Source organism: Klebsiella electrica (assembly GCF_006711645.1).
GTDB classification, from domain to species: Bacteria; Pseudomonadota; Gammaproteobacteria; order Enterobacterales; family Enterobacteriaceae; genus Klebsiella; species Klebsiella electrica.
The window spans coordinates 3611523-3626945 of sequence record NZ_CP041247.1 but is presented as its reverse complement, the minus strand read 5'-3'; the positions used below and the strand labels follow the sequence as shown (position 1 = coordinate 3626945).

Annotated in this window: 13 protein-coding genes; 9 read left to right on the top strand and 4 right to left on the bottom strand. The window is 55.5% G+C overall.

Going from position 1 to position 15423, the window contains the following annotated elements:
* Positions 1–24 precede the first annotated feature (24 nt).
* Both ldtB and Electrica_RS17290 read right to left on the bottom strand, forming a co-directional pair.
* Positions 25–939 carry a L,D-transpeptidase gene (ldtB, locus tag Electrica_RS17295; RefSeq protein ID WP_100684038.1) on the bottom strand — a complete coding sequence of 305 codons (915 nt, stop codon included), beginning with the start codon at positions 937–939 and terminating at the stop codon, positions 25–27.
* 200 nt (positions 940–1139) lie between these two features.
* Positions 1140–1922 (bottom strand): tyrosine-protein phosphatase, encoded by a 783-nt coding sequence (locus Electrica_RS17290; protein WP_141965044.1) that lies wholly within the window; start codon positions 1920–1922, stop codon positions 1140–1142.
* Between the two features lie 178 nt (positions 1923–2100).
* Between Electrica_RS17290 and Electrica_RS17285 the strand changes: the two genes are divergently transcribed.
* A complete protein-coding gene (locus Electrica_RS17285; protein ID WP_100684036.1) occupies positions 2101–3693 on the top strand; it encodes an ABC-F family ATPase in 1593 nt (530 codons plus the stop codon).
* Positions 3694–3780: 87 nt separating this feature from the next.
* On the opposite strand, the gene Electrica_RS17280 is transcribed toward Electrica_RS17285, so the two are convergent.
* Positions 3781–4791 carry a GntR family transcriptional regulator gene (locus Electrica_RS17280; protein WP_141965043.1) on the bottom strand — a complete coding sequence of 337 codons (1011 nt, stop codon included), beginning with the start codon at positions 4789–4791 and terminating at the stop codon, positions 3781–3783.
* Between the two features lie 321 nt (positions 4792–5112).
* Here Electrica_RS17280 and Electrica_RS17275 point away from each other — a divergent pair, with 321 nt between their 5' ends.
* The 8 genes from Electrica_RS17275 to Electrica_RS17240 are packed head-to-tail and all read left to right on the top strand — an operon-like array spanning position 5113 to position 12885.
* A complete protein-coding gene (locus Electrica_RS17275) occupies positions 5113–6510 on the top strand; it encodes an amidase family protein (protein ID WP_141965042.1) in 1398 nt (465 codons plus the stop codon).
* Positions 6511–6522: 12 nt separating this feature from the next.
* Entirely contained in the window at positions 6523–7404 is an 882-nt protein-coding gene (locus tag Electrica_RS17270; RefSeq protein WP_141965041.1) for a polysaccharide deacetylase family protein, read from the top strand.
* A 31-nt stretch (positions 7405–7435) separates the two neighbouring features.
* On the top strand, positions 7436–8812 hold the full coding sequence (locus Electrica_RS17265) for an MFS transporter (protein ID WP_227699340.1): 1377 nt from the start codon (positions 7436–7438) through the stop codon (positions 8810–8812).
* 9 nt (positions 8813–8821) lie between these two features.
* Positions 8822–9598, top strand: a complete 777-nt coding sequence (locus Electrica_RS17260; protein WP_141965040.1) for an SDR family NAD(P)-dependent oxidoreductase — start codon at positions 8822–8824, stop codon at positions 9596–9598.
* 9 nt (positions 9599–9607) lie between these two features.
* Complete coding sequence (locus tag Electrica_RS17255; RefSeq protein ID WP_100684032.1) at positions 9608–10354, top strand: SDR family NAD(P)-dependent oxidoreductase; 747 nt, start codon at positions 9608–9610, stop codon at positions 10352–10354.
* 10 nt (positions 10355–10364) lie between these two features.
* Entirely contained in the window at positions 10365–10649 is a 285-nt protein-coding gene (locus Electrica_RS17250) for a hypothetical protein (protein WP_100684031.1), read from the top strand.
* A gap of 21 nt (positions 10650–10670) precedes the next feature.
* The gene (locus tag Electrica_RS17245; RefSeq protein WP_141965039.1) at positions 10671–11684 is read left to right on the top strand and encodes a CobW family GTP-binding protein; all 1014 of its coding nucleotides are present in this window, start codon (positions 10671–10673) and stop codon (positions 11682–11684) included.
* A gap of 4 nt (positions 11685–11688) precedes the next feature.
* Positions 11689–12885 (top strand): ABC transporter substrate-binding protein, encoded by a 1197-nt coding sequence (locus Electrica_RS17240; protein WP_141965038.1) that lies wholly within the window; start codon positions 11689–11691, stop codon positions 12883–12885.
* Positions 12886–13045: 160 nt separating this feature from the next.
* Here Electrica_RS17240 and Electrica_RS17235 read toward each other — a convergent pair whose 3' ends face one another.
* Positions 13046–15412: a glycoside hydrolase family 31 protein gene (locus Electrica_RS17235; protein WP_141965037.1), complete on the bottom strand. Its 2367-nt coding sequence runs from the start codon at positions 15410–15412 to the stop codon at positions 13046–13048.
* Positions 15413–15423: the final 11 nt, after the last annotated feature.

Below are 15423 nucleotides of genomic sequence, written 5' to 3'. Positions count from 1 at the left end.
TTTTCATACTGTTACGTCAGAAGATTAGTTCAGACGAACCGGCATACCGGAACGGTTCTGGATAGCCTGCTCGACAACGGTCTGATCGACGTCGGGCTGGCCGGTGACCGCCTGGACTTCTTTAGTCAGCGCAATCGGTACGATTTCACCGCCCTGGAACTGTGCTTCGGTGGTGGACAGCGGGTTATGTACTTCGACATAACGGCTACCGTCCGGCTCGGTGGTCGCTTTCACCGGCTCATCGATAAACTCGACGCGGGTATCAACCGGCACATTTTCAAACAGGAATTTGATGTCATCGTTACGCAGACGGACGCAGCCGTGGCTGACGCGCAGACCGATACCGAAGTTAGCGTTGGTGCCGTGGATGGCATACAGACGACCAATATACAGCGCATACAGGCCCATCGGGTTGTCAGGACCCGCCGGTACGACGGCCGGCAGCGGGTTACCCGCCGCGATGTATTCCGCGTGCATCTTCGCCGTCGGCGTCCAGGTCGGACCCGCTTTCTTACGTTCTACCTTGGTGACCCACTTGATCGGCGTATCTTTGCCCAGCTGGCCGATACCAATTGGCAGCACGATAACGGTGTTGGTGCCTTTCGGGTAGTAGTAAAGACGCATTTCCGCGCTGTTGATAACAATACCTTCATGCACGGTATCGGGCAGAATCAGCTGCTGCGGGATATTCAGCACGGTGCCGCCCTTCGGCAGATAGGTATCCACACCCGGGTTGGCTTCCAGCATGTTGGACAATCCCATCTGGTATTTAGCCGCGAAATATTCCAGCGGTTGCTTGTTGTTATCAGGAACCGTAATCACCTGGTTCTGACCAATCAGTCGACTGCCGTCGGTTGGCAGTGGATAAGTGACAGCGGATGCTGTGTTGCAAAAGCCGACGAGGGCGAAGGCTGCCGCTAAGAGTGTCGATATTTTCATATTCTTCATGTCGTGTGCAGTGGCAAAGCCACAAAGGCCTTTGTCAGATGATTTAGCTAATAGATGGGAGCGCATTATATGTGCATTCCATCCAACAGGGAAATCAGATGTGTACGAAATCACACTTTTTTGCCAGTTGTTTCAACTGTAGCCCGCCGTTTTTCATTTCTGCGGCAAATCGTGGCGGGAAAAAGGCGGCATTACCCCTCGAGAAACCGAGAGCGCAGCGCTTCTCGCGCCTCTGGCGTCAGCTGATACTCCTGTTCCAGCCATGTATCCACGCTGGAATAGCGGTCGTGAATCGCCGATAGCGCCGCCGCGAGGTACGACTCATGTACCGTCAGAATTTCTGCCAGGTTCTGCCGTCCGCGGGGGCTCAGTTCATTGCCGAGCAGGCTGAGGATCCCGGTTTCGACCTGGTTTAGCATGCCGTGGGTGAGGAGATACTCCTCCATCACCGTCGGCGTGTCGCAGCCAAGGGCGAACAGCGCCAGCGCGCAGCCGACGCCGGTACGGTCTTTGCCTACCGCGCAGTGCTGCAACAGCGCGCCGTCAACAGGCTGCATCAGCCAACCGGCAAGCTGGCGATAGGCGGCGTTGTTAAAGGGCAACTGACGATAAAGCTGCAGCATAAACTTCTCGCCGTTCATGGTATTGAGCGTCGCGGCATTCAGCTCCGTGACTTTGGCATCGACGTCTGGCGTCAGAGGATTGGCGGGCGCATTGAGATAACGCATCCGTTCATTGAGCCTGTCGGGGCTGCGCTGGACTTCGTGCGGATCGCGATAATCAATGACCCGGGTCACCGGCAGAGTGTCGAGATGGCTCAGATCTTGATTGGTCATCTGGTGTAACGAACCGGAGCGCAGCAGTTTCCCCTGGCGCACGCGGCGACCGTCGGCGGTGTGCAGGCCGCCGAGGTCGCGAAAGTTGATACCGCCCTGAAGCGATAAGAATGCCGGATGGCGAGAGTATGTCGTCATAGGTTCCTTCCAGATTAAGGGAAAAAATCATGTATCGGGTAAATGAATCGCGCACGATAAGAGAGACCGTACCACAGGCGCTGCCTGCGATTTTATTGCAAACCGTGAAAAGTGATGGCTTTGCTGGCATAATGCCCGATGTATCACACTTCTCATTCTCTTTTTTCAGGATAACCCCGTGCTAGTATCCAGCAACGTCACCATGCAGTTTGGCAGTAAGCCGCTGTTCGAAAACATCTCCGTCAAATTTGGCGGCGGCAACCGTTACGGCCTGATTGGCGCTAACGGTAGCGGTAAATCCACCTTTATGAAGATCCTCGGCGGCGATCTTGAGCCGACGTTGGGTAACGTCTCTCTCGATCCCAACGAACGTATCGGTAAACTGCGTCAGGATCAGTTCGCCTTTGAAGAATTCACCGTGCTGGATACGGTCATTATGGGCCACGGCGAGCTGTGGGAAGTGAAACAGGAGCGCGATCGCATCTATTCCCTGGCGGAAATGAGCGAAGAAGACGGCTATAAAGTGGCCGACCTGGAAGTCACTTACGGTGAAATGGACGGCTATTCTGCCGAAGCACGCGCCGGTGAACTGCTGCTTGGCGTCGGGATCCCGGTTGAACAGCATTACGGCCCGATGAGCGAAGTGGCGCCAGGCTGGAAGCTGCGTGTACTGCTGGCGCAGGCGCTGTTTTCCAACCCCGATATTCTGCTGCTCGATGAACCGACGAACAACCTGGACATCGATACCATTCGCTGGCTGGAGCAGGTGCTGAACGAACGTGACAGCACCATGATTATTATCTCGCACGACCGTCACTTCCTGAACATGGTTTGCACCCATATGGCCGATCTCGACTACGGCGAACTGCGCGTGTATGCCGGCAACTACGACGAATATATGACCGCCGCGACCCAGGCGCGCGAACGCCTGCTGGCCGACAACGCCAAGAAAAAAGCGCAAATCGCCGACCTGCAATCCTTCGTCAGCCGCTTTAGCGCCAACGCCTCAAAATCGCGCCAGGCGACCTCACGCGCCCGCCAGATTGACAAAATTAAGCTGGATGAAGTGAAAGCCTCCAGCCGTCAGAACCCGTTCATCCGTTTTGAACAGGATAAGAAGCTGTTCCGTAATGCGCTGGAAGTGGAAGCGCTGGCGAAAGGTTTTGACAATGGTCCGCTGTTCAAAGGGATCAATCTTCTGCTGGAAGTGGGCGAGAAGCTTGCCGTGCTCGGGATCAACGGCGTGGGTAAATCCACGCTGCTGAAAACCCTGGTAGGTGAACTGGAACCGACCAGCGGCAGCGTAAAATGGTCTGAAAACGCGCAGATTGGCTACTACGCGCAGGATCACGAATACGAATTTGAAAACGATCTGACCGTCTTCGACTGGATGAGCCAGTGGAAGCAGGACGGCGATGACGAGCAGGCGGTGCGCAGCATCCTCGGTCGTCTGCTGTTTAGCCAGGACGATATCAAAAAGCCGGCAAAAGTGCTGTCCGGTGGTGAGAAAGGCCGCATGCTGTTCGGTAAGCTGATGATGCAAAAACCGAACATCCTGGTCATGGATGAACCGACTAACCACCTGGATATGGAATCGATCGAATCGCTGAACATGGCGCTGGAGATGTATCAGGGGACCCTGATTTTCGTTTCCCACGACCGTGAGTTCGTCAGCTCCCTGGCGACCCGGGTGATCGAAATTACCCCTGAGCGCGTGATCGACTTCAGCGGTAACTACGAAGATTACCTGCGTAGCAAAGGTATCGAATAACCTTTCCTGACGTGGGCTACAGGGCTGAACGGGCCCTGTAGTCCCGTTAAAGAGAGGAAACCTCCTGGCCGCAATGGCAAGACAGACTTATCGTGCCTCCATAAATGCAGGTAGCGTTGGTACAGGTAATACCGACAGGACTTTAAGGCGCTGTAAAGTTCGCTGTTGGGCGCATTCCAGATGATCGCACAGACACGCGGCCGCCAGCTCCTGGTTGCCTTTCAATAGCATTTCGTATACCAGACAATGCTCTTCCAGCATGGCTGTTTCCACGGGGATCGCCAGCAGATCGTAAAAAATGCGGGTGACGATAAAGGGGGACTGATTCTGACGCAGTATCTGCATCATCAGCTTATTACCCGCAGGTTCAAGACAGCGTACGTGCAAATCTTCTTCCAGCATTTCCAGTTCCGCCGGCGATAGCCGTCTGCCTTTGCATTTCTGGGTTCTTGCCAGCGCCGCCGTCAACCATTCTGGAGAAAGGTGCTTCCCTGCCTTACGTAATGCAGCGGGTTCCAGATTTGCTCGAATTTCAAAATGATCGGCGATTTCGCGGGCGGTCAACGGGCCGGTTAGCCATTGAGAATAAGGCTCTTTTTCCACCAGACCTTTGTCACGAAGCCGCATCAGGCTCTCGCGGATCACTGAACGGCTGATATTGTAATGCTGCGCCGCTTTTTGCTCATCAACCTGATAGCAGCCAAATATCATGGCCGTGGAGAGGACAATCTGGAGATTTTCCAGCACTTTTTCGCCAGAGCTACGTGTATCTACCAGCTCTTCCTGTTCATCCAGCCCCAGCAGTTCACGCGTGAGAGCAATGCGCAGAGGTTCTATCTCCTCGGCATCCTGCGCCACGATAAAACCCCGCCCTTCAAAACGCGCAATCAGGCCTTCTTCATGTAACAGGCTTAGCGCCCGGCGAACCGGCACCCGACTGGTGCCAAACAGTTGCGCCAGTGGTCCTTCCAGTAATACCAGACCCTGAGGTATTTTTTTCTGTATCAATAAGTTATGTAAAACATGCCGAATGACTTCGTAGCGCGATGAGCCAGTATCTTCCGCTGCCTTGTGTGTACTGTTTGTCCGCATGATCATTTTGTCAGTCCTGTTCCAGTCACGACACATTATCACATCCTGATGGAGGGCAAACTGCCGTATGTACTGGCACTACTATAGTGCAGTCTTCCCAATAACGGATCATTGATTTAAATATACATTTAAAGAAAGAGGATTGCTGTGTGAGGCTCACTTTTTGCGTACATGAATTTTATTTTTTTAAAATATTGATAAATTTATAAAAAATAAAATATTAAACACTAAGATCACAATTTCATTACTTTTAATTCGAATTTATGGCATTGGTATTGCCAATCTTTAAATGAACATTAATTGAAAATGTACATTTAAGGGTGGCGTATGAACGCTGAGAATATTCGTTACCAGTTTCAGTTGGGTCAGCTTGATGCCTGCGATATTGCTGCACTGTTTTGCCAGGGCAGTCTCACGCCGTCGGCCTTTATCGAGGTCTGCCTGGCTGCTGCTGAGCGGAGCAGCAACATTTTCATCACGCTTACCCATGAGCGTGCACGCGAAGAGGCGGCCGCATCGACATTACGTTGGCGGCAGGGAAGACCTCTGAGTGCCTTAGACGGTATTCCTGTTGTCTGGAAGGATCTGTTCGATCTCGCTGGTACCAGAACGACCGCTGGTTCTGCGACGCGTTTGCAGGTGCCAGAGGCCAGTGAAGACGCCGGGATGGTCATCCGGTTAACCCAGGCCGGTATGGTGAATATGGGTAAAACTAATTTGAGCGAGTTCGCTTTTTCCGGGCTAGGGATTAACCCGCTATTCGGTACACCAGTGGTCTGCTCCAGGCGGTCAACAGAACATGTTCCCGGTGGCTCATCAAGCGGGTCTGCTTGCGCGGTTTCCGCAGGATTGGCCTGTTTTGCTATAGGCACCGATACGGCAGGTTCAATTCGGATACCGGCGGCGTTTAACGGTGTTATTGGCTATCGCGCAAGCCGCCATCGCTACACCGACAGCGGGGTATTTCCCCTGGCTGCGTCGTTGGATACGCTGGGCCCACTATGCCGAAGCGTCCGGGACGCGCGTGAGCTCGATGTTATCCTGTGTGGCACAACCGATGAGGCTTTCAGTACGCCACGTTTTATCGCCGATCCCGTGCTGCTCGATAGCGCCGATGCGGCGGTGCGGGAAAAGGGCTACCGCTGCCTGGCCTTGCTTGCGGCAAGCGGCTTTACGGTAGACTTTCGTCCCGTTCACTCCTTTCATCGGGCTCTGGCATGGATTGCCGAACATGGATGGCCTGGGGCGATTGAAGCTTTCCGACTGCATGCCGATCTGCTGAATTCTCCCGCGGCTGAAAAAATGGACCCTTTCATTCGGCGGCGCTTAGAGGACTCCGGACAGCTTAGCCCCTCGCTTCTTGATGACTTTTTACAGCAACGATCCGCCTGGCAGTGCGCCATGGCCGCTGAACTGGATGGTGCCATTCTGGTTACACCGACAGTGGCGCATGTTGCCCCCCTTTATCAGCCATTAATTGCTGATGCAACGGCATTTGCCAAAACCAATATCGCAACGCTGCGTTTAACTATGCCGGGTAGCTTACTGGATATGCCCGGCGTGGCGTTTCCTGCCGGTACGGATACTGACGCGCTGTACACCAGTCTGCTTTTCTCATTACCCGCTGGCGAAGATCGCCGGCTCCTGATGGCTGCCAGTGCGGTAGCCAATGTTCTTGCTCCGCGCCGCGCTGCTGGCGCGGATTTCTCTGCAGTACAACCCTGAAGGAACTGAACTATGGCCAAAGAAATACTTTGTGCATTTGGTGTGGACGTTGATGCCGTCGCTGGTTGGTTGGGTTCATATGGCGGTGAAGATTCTCCCGATGATATTTCTCGCGGTTTGTTTGCCGGGGAAGTCGGGACGCCGCGCCTGCTGAAAATGTTTGCTGAGCAGAAATTGCGTACGACCTGGTTTATCCCTGGTCATTCCATTGAAACCTTTCCTGAACAGATGAAAGCGGTAGTGGATGCCGGTCATGAAATCGGCATCCACGGCTATAGCCATGAAAACCCGATCGCGATGACGCCTGCGCAGGAGGAGACGGTACTGGATCGCAGTATTGAGCTGGTAAGCCAACTTTCCGGTAAGCGCCCCACCGGGTATGTCGCTCCCTGGTGGGAATTCAGCAACGTGACAAATGAGCTGTTGCTGAAAAAAGGCATCAAGTATGACCACAGCCTGATGCATAACGATTTCCATCCGTACTACGTTCGTGTAGGTGATAGCTGGACCAAAATCGACTATAGCCAGCATCCCGATGCCTGGATGAAACCACTGCAGCGCGGCGAGGAAACGGATCTGATTGAGATCCCTGCTAACTGGTATCTCGATGATCTGCCTCCCATGATGTTCATCAAAAAGTCGCCAAACAGTCATGGCTTCGTCAATCCCCGCCATCTGGAAGAGATGTGGCGCGACCAGTTCGACTGGGTGTATCGCGAAAATGACTATGCGGTATTTGCCATGACTATTCACCCCGATGTTTCCGGGCGTCCGCAGGTGTTGTTAATGCTGGAACGCTTAATTCAATACATCCGTAGCCATGAAGGCGTTCGTTTTGTGACTTTTGACGAGATTGCCGACGATTTTAAGCAGCGCAAACCGCGTTCGGCATAATCCCCTTAACCCCTGACTGAGTGATAGCACTATGAGCACGTTTAAAAAGATCTCCGTAAATGGCTGGCAGCCGCAGCAGTTGACTATCAGGGATGTGAAATTTGCCACCTGGATCGCTTTTTTTGCCTGGGTTTTTGCAGTCTATGATTTCATCCTTTTTGGCACACTGCTGCCGGAAATTGGTAGCCATTTTAACTGGAGCGAGGTTGAGCAGTCGGAGATTGCTACCTGGGTTGCCGTTGGCGGTGCGGTTATTGCACTGGCGATAGGGCCTCTGGTCGATCGCCTTGGCCGTCGTATGGGGATCGTCATCACCGTTGGCGGCGCTGCCATCTGCTCGTTGCTGACGGCGGTGGGCGGTGCCTGGGGGAAAGGTGCTCTGACGGCGATTCGCTCTGTCGCGGGTCTCGGTTACGCCGAGCAAACCGTCAATGCCACCTATCTGTCTGAGCTGTATAACGCGATTGATGATCCGAAACTCAACAAGCGCAAAGGATTTGTTTATAGCCTTGTTCAGGGCGGCTGGCCGGTGGGGGCCCTCGTTGCCTCAGCACTGACCGCGATTCTGATGCCTGTTATCGGCTGGCGGGGCAGTTTTATTTTCGCTGCGCTGCCTTCGTTGGTTATCGCTGTGCTTGCTCTGAAGCTGAAAGAAACGCCGCAGTTTCAGGTGCAAAAGAAGATTAGGCAACTGCGTGAGCAAGGCAATGAGAAAGATGCGCGTCAGGTGGCAGAAGATTATCAGGTCTCTTATGAAGAGCATCATCGGGCGGGTCTGAGCGCAGCCTTTCGCGGCTCGTCGCTGCGTTCAACCCTGGTACTCGGCGCTGCGGTGCTGATTAACTGGTTTGCCATCCAGATTTTCAGCGTCCTTGGCACGACCGTCATCACCAAAACCCACGATATCTCTTTTAATAACTCTCTGCTGATTCTGATCCTCTCGAATCTGGTGGGCTACTGCGGCTACCTGGCACACGGCTGGCTCGGCGATCGGATCGGACGCCGCAATACCATTGCTGCGGGCTGGATGCTCGGCGGCATATCTTTTGCTGGCATGCTCTACTGCCCGGATAATTTTGCCACCATCGTAGCGCTCTACAGTATCGGGCTGTTTTTCCTGATTGGCCCATACGCGGCGGCCCTGTTCTTTATCAGTGAGAGCTTCCCGACCGCAATTCGCGCCACTGCCGGTGCGTTGGTTGCCGCGATGGGGCCGGTCGGCGCGATTATCGCGGGTATTGGTACGACCAGCGTACTCAGCAGCGGCGGTCACTGGCAGGAGGCAGCGCTATGGTTTGGCGCCATTCCGTGCTTCGTTTCCGGCATCATCATTCTGCTTGCCCGCACGACGACGCATAACGGCGTTGATGTGAAAACGGTGGTGACCTCAACGCAGTCGCGGGTTTAAGGAGTAACGATGAAACCGACTTTGTTAACTCAACCGGTCGCCGCAATCAGCGGCGCCGCCAGCGGTATAGGTCTGGCGCTGGCCACACTCTACGCACAGCGTGGGGTACGTATTATCGCGGGGTATTATCCGGCAGATCCCCACGATCCTGCGGCGGCGGCCGCGCAGGTAGAGGCGGCTGGTGGCGATGCGCTTTGGCTACCGCTGGATGTCGGCTCGACCGCTTCCGTCGACACTTTTATCGCCCAGGGCGTACAGCATTTTGGCCGTCTCGATTACATGGTTGCGAACGCGGGTATTTTGCGGCGTGCCACTATTGAAGAGATGAGCGATGCTCTCTGGAACGATATGCTTAATGTTGATCTGACCGGAGTGATGCGCTGTTTCCGTGCCGCCGCGCCGTATTTGAGCGCTGGCGCGAGTCTGGTGGCGGTATCTTCTATCGCAGGGGGCGTGTACGGCTGGCAGGAACATGCGCACTATGCCGCGGCTAAAGCGGTAGTTCCGGGGATCTGCCGTTCGTTAGCCATTGAGCTTGCCCCAAAAGGTATACGCTGTAACGCCATTATTCCCGGTCTGATAGAAACGCCCCAGTCGCTGGATAAACAAAACTCTCTTGGCCCGGAAGGACTGGCCAGAGCCGCAAAAGCGATCCCACTTGCCCGGGTTGGTCGTGCGGATGAGATAGCTAAAGTGATTGCGTTTTTGACCAGCGAAGAAAGCAGTTATCTCACGGGTCAAAGTCTTATTGTTGATGGCGGGCTAACGGTCCGCTGGCCTGATTAAGGAGTGTTTATGCAACTAAAGGGTAAACGCTGCGTCATTACCGGCGCCGCCAGCGGCATAGGAGCGGCTATCGCTGAACTGTTTGCGCGTGAAGGCGCGCGGTTGGTTCTGGTCGATAGGCATAACGATAAGCTCAACGCGATAGTCAACCAACTCCAGCAATACGGTGCAGAGTACTGCGGCGTGGTGGCTGACGTTGGCCAGGTTGATGGGGCCACGGCTGGCGTTGATTGCTGCCTTGCGCGTTATGGCGGCATCGATATCCTGGTCAACAATGCCGGAATGTTAACACAGGCACGTTGTGAAGATATTACGCTGGCGATGTGGGAAGAGATGATGGCCGTCGACCTGCGCAGTGTGTTTTTAGCGACCCAGCGGGCGCTGCCGGCAATGCTGGCGCAGCGTTGGGGGCGTGTGATTAATATTGCTTCACAGCTGGGAATTAAAGGTGGGGCGGAGTTGAGTCATTACGCCGCCGCTAAAGCTGGGGTCATCGGTTTTACCAAATCCCTGGCTCTGGAAGTGTCAGACCGTAATGTGCTGGTGAATGCCATTGCACCAGGTCCGATTGAAACCCCGCTGATTGATGGTATTAATGAGGCGTGGAAGCAGGCTAAAGCCGCCGGGTTACCGCTGGGGCGCTTTGGTCGCGCAGAAGAGGTGGCACCCGCGGCGCTTCTGCTGGCAAGCGAGCCGGGCGGCAATCTTTTTGTCGGTCAAACGCTTGGCCCTAATTCTGGCGATGTGATGCAGTAATGGAGTTGCTATGTGTGGAGTGTGCGGCTTACTCAATCATGGGCCGCAGTGGAGCGATCCGCTGCAGCAGGACATACCTCAACGCCAGCTACGCCTTCAGCAGCTGGCGCTGCTCAATCGGGTGTTGAAGCCCTGGCGATTGTCGCTGACGGAGTTTCATAATAGCTGGTTGCTGGCGAGCCCAACGGGTCAGCAAGCGCTGGTATATTCACTGGACGCATTGTGGATCGAGGCCGAAAAGATGAGCGGGCGTTCGGTGGATCCGCTGGACGAGAACTGGCTAGCGGCGCTGTAGCTACCGTCGGGAGGAACAGTGATGCAATACGAAGAAAAATTACCGCTCCATGTGCTGAGCGGTTTCCTCGGCAGCGGTAAAACAACCTTGTTAAAGGGCTGGCTGGCACAGCAGAATCTTAATGAAATCGCGCTGCTGGTAAACGAATTTGGTGAAGTAGGGATCGATCATTATCTGCTCAGTGAGGTCGCGCCGGAAACCGTGCTGTTACCGAGCGGCTGTGTCTGTTGCCAGATTCGGGGGGAATTGAAAACGGCGCTTCTCGACCTCTATGAACGCCGTGCGCGTGGGCGGCTTCCGCCATTTAACCAGGTCATACTGGAAACGACCGGGCTGGCTGATCCTGCGTCAATACTGTCGACGTTACTGCACGATCCTCAGCTCCAGCACCACTTCAGCCAGGGGACTCTGGTGACTCTGGTGGATGCAGAACATGCCCGATCTCAGGCAGAGACTCAACCTGAATGGCTGGCGCAGGTTACGGCTGCCGATAAACTGCTGCTCAGTAAATGCGATCGGACGACGAGGGAAGAGGCTGTCATGCTCCGTCAGTGGCTACAGCAGCTTAACCCTCTGGCGGAACTGAGCGATACCCGGCAGGCGCTCAATGACTTTCATCGCTTATTTCAGCTTCAGGTTATGCGGGGTTCGCGGGAGCAGCGTTTCCGTTGGCTCGGGGCCTGCGGTCATGACGATTTTTTCCGGCATCCCGTTGCACATTCGACGTTACATCCTGCGACGCAAACCTGCGTGGTGACCCTGCAACAGTCGGTCAACTGGCTCTCATTTGCGATCTGGTTATCGATGCTATTACACTGCCACGGTGGCTCGATACTACGGATGAAAGGCATTTTACGCGTGAGTGAGAGCCGCTCGCCGATTGTCATCCACGGTGTCCAGCATACCTTACACCCGCCCGTGCACCTGCGAGACTGGCCAGGAGAACTGGAAGATTCGACGCTGGTCTTTATCTTACGCGGCCTGGAGGCCGATCGTTTGCAAAGCGCATTCAGTCGCTATATGCAGGAGCCATAAGAGGATGAACTCTGCTGCCGTCGTTAATAACCAGCTGACCTTACGCGTGCTTGGAACTTCCGTCACGCTGCTCGAAATACTGCGCGCGCGCGCAGAGCAGGATCTTGGTATCAAAATCGAATATCTGCTGCACAGCGTAGAAGATGCGCAACGGATCGCGGTGATGCATCCGGAAAGTTACGATCTCTACGATCAGTGGTTTCATAATATTGATTTTGTCTGGCCTGCGCGCGCCATTCAGCCGTTGGAGATTAAGCGGCTGAAATATTGGGGCGAAGTGAATGCATTAGCGAAAATCGGTACGCTCAGCGATGATGGAGTCCTTGCCGATGGCTGCGTGCCTGCGCAGCGGCTCTACGTACAGCGTAACCTGCATCTAAGTAGCCAGCCGGGCGAACTCATTAGCATGCTGCCCTTGACGCACAACGCCGACAGTTTCGCCTATCACGTCGATCGACTCCCCGCCGCGCTACGCGGGCAGGAGGAAAGTTGGGGGTGGTTGTTACATGAAGCCCTGACCGGGCAGGTCGCGTTGCAGGAAGATGCCGCGATGGGGGGGCTGGATGCGGCCCTGGCTATGCAGGGGGCCGGAATGGCCCGCTTTGCCAATACCGGAAATCTGACGCTGGAAGAGATCGATTTGCTGACTCAGGGGCTGGCGCGTCTTAACCGGCAGGGGCATTTCGCCGCGTTTTGGGCAACCCAGGAGCAGGCTTGCGATTTGATCGATAATTACCAGGTTGAGGTGCAGAGCCTGTGGGCACCTATCTATTTTCGCCATCATTTTCATCAACGTGGTTACAAAATGGCCCGCCCCCGGGAGGGCTATCGCGCCTGGTATGGTGGTATGTCCCTTTCACGTTGTGCGACCGGGAAAATTAAGGACGCGGCGTATGAGTATCTCAACTGGTGGCAGTCCGGGTGGCCGGGAGCGGTGATGGCGCGTCAGGGTTATTATATATCCAACCCGGAACGCAGCCGTCAGTATCTTTCCGCTGCCGAGTGGGATTTCTGGTACGACGGCAAACCGGCGGCGGAAATGCTCTATGACGCGTGGGGCTCGCCGCTGATCCCCGCTGGAGAACGTCGCGATGGGGGCAGTTATGAACAGCGCATGAGCCATATTGCCGTATGGAATTCCGTTATGGATGAACATAATTATCTGACGCGCCGCTGGCAGGATGCGTTAGGACGCAAGTAAAAGATGTGATGGCTGACTGGTGGCAGGGCATTGCATGCCCGACTGAATTGCGTTTAGCGACTGTTCAGCCCATTGGCGAAAGAATCCCCGTGGACCAGGCGTTACCGCCGAACTTGTCGCCCCGGTCACGTTGCGTGCCCGGGGCCTTTACGCTTATCGGTTAACCAAATACCCACTCGCTGGCGGCTTCACCATTTATCAGCAGCTTGCGCTTTTCGCCAGCGGGTAACGTCACTTTCAGCGCCGTCCATGCCGGGCGATAATGGCCGCGGGTGTTAATCTGCAGGTTGATGGTCATGCTGCTGCAGACCATCTCCCACGTCAGCCACAGCGCATCATCCTCTTTATAGCCCCAGCTTTCGCCATCGTCCTCAAACAGCAGGCCCTGCGACGACCCCACGCCTTTGAGCGGGAACAGCTTCAGCTCGCGCTGATCGTCTTTTGTCGCGCTGACGTGGGTGAGGCGTTCGCTGAGCGGCAGACCGGCTCCGGCGCGGACCAGCAGCGGCAGATGTTCCAGCGGCGCATCCCGCGTTATCCACTGGCCGCCGGAGAACCACTCCCCGCTATAAAAATCGTACCAGCCGGCGGTGCTTTCCGGCAGCCACACCCGGCGCTGACGCTGGCCCGGTTCGACGACGCTGGCGACCAGCAGATCGCGCCCCAGCAGGAAATCATCACACTCTTCAAAGGTTTGTGGATCGTGCTCATGATCGAGGAACGTCGGTCGCAGCATCGGTTCATCGTCGGCATGGGCCTGCCACAGCAGCGTATACAGATAGGGCAGCAGGCGATAGCGCAGTTCAATCGCGCTGCGAATCGCCGGGGTCACGCCCGGATACATCCACGCCTCGTTGACCGTCTGGTCATCGTTCCATGAGTGGATGGTAAAGCGCGGGTGCATCACGCCATTCTGCACCCAGCGTACAAACAGCTCGGCATCCGGTTTATCACCGGAAAAACCGCCGACGTCATGACCAACGTTATATAAGCCGGACAAACTCATCCCCAGCCCCATGCGGGTGTTATAGCGCAGTGTCTCCCAGTTGGTGCGGTTATCGCCGCTCCAGGTCTGGACGTAGCGCTGCATCCCGGCGCAGCCGGAGCGGGAGATCAGATACGGCCGCTTTTGCGGTGCGAAATGCTGTTGGGCTTCCATTGAGGCGCGCATCATCAGCAGCGGCATCACCGGACGAATATGCTTGATGGCGATGTTCTGGCCAAAGCCGTGGCAGCGGGCTTCGCCGTCCCAGACTTCAAATTCGTTATTATCATTCCAGGTGGAATCGATGCCCATCTCCAGCAACTGACGGGTAACGCCGTCCTGCCACCAGGCGACGGTTTGCGGATTCGTGAAGTCGAGGTGCGATCCTTCGTCATCCCAGAAGCTTGAGCGTTCCGGCGCGTCGCTCTCCGAGTCGCGAATAAATAACCCTTTTTCCGCCACTTCGCTATAGCGCGGATGGTCCTGCAACAGACAGGGTTTAATATTGGCCGCCAGTTTTATTCCGGCATCATGGAAACTCTGGCTCAGCACTTTCGGCTGCGGCACCTTGTCATAGTTCCAGTTAAACACGTAGCGCTTGCCGTTGATCGAGGTATAGCCGGAAGAGAGCTGGAACGAGTCGCAGGGAATCGCATGCTCTTCGCACAGGCGGATAAAGTTCATCAGCTGATTTTGCGCATCCGGCGCGTCGGTGTAGTGCATAGTGGAGCCGCTGTAGCCGAGACTCCATTTCGGCCCGAACAGCGTTTTGCCGGTCAGGCGCACAAACGCTTTGGTGACGTCCAGCGCCCGTCGGCCGGTGAACAGGTAGTAATCGATATCGCCTGCTTCCGCCTGCCAGCGGCGGTAGGCGGTGTGGTAGTTATCAATTTCATTGCCCAGATCCAGCCAGCAGCTGCTCAGGTTATCGTAGAACAGGCCGTAGCTGATGTCGCTACGCTGGGTGAGGGTAAAGGGAATGTGTTTGTACAGCGGGTCGGTACTGGCGGCGTTATAGCCCATCGCATCGAGATTACGCATTTCATAGCGTTTACCGTTGCGCTGAAGATCGCCGGCCTTCTCGCCAAGCCCGTAAAACCGTTCGTCCTTGCGGCGGCTCAGGTAGTGCGCCGCACCGTCGCCGTGGGCATTGAGCAGATAGGCGCTGGTGGGGCGGTCATTGACCAGCGGCAGCCACTCGCCGTCGTCGTGACGATAGCTCCACTCCAGCCACAGCGGCTGGTGGACGGTGACGCGCAGCTGTCCGGTGGCGACCGTCAGGCTGTCAGCGTGTTGTTCAAGCGTCCACGCAGGCAGGCTAAAACCGCTCAGATCCTCACGAGGACGGCCTTCCCACGGCACGTCCTGCTGCGGTGCAATGCTCCAGGTGCGGTCCAGCGCCAGCTGGCCTTTACGCTTGAGCAGGACGCGGAACAGGTTCTCTTCCAGTACATACAGGCACAGCGTGTGCTGCCCGTCGATAGTTAACTCAACGTGATGAGCCAACTGTTGGTGTAATGTCCAGTGTTTAAGCGTTTTCATCTTTATATCCA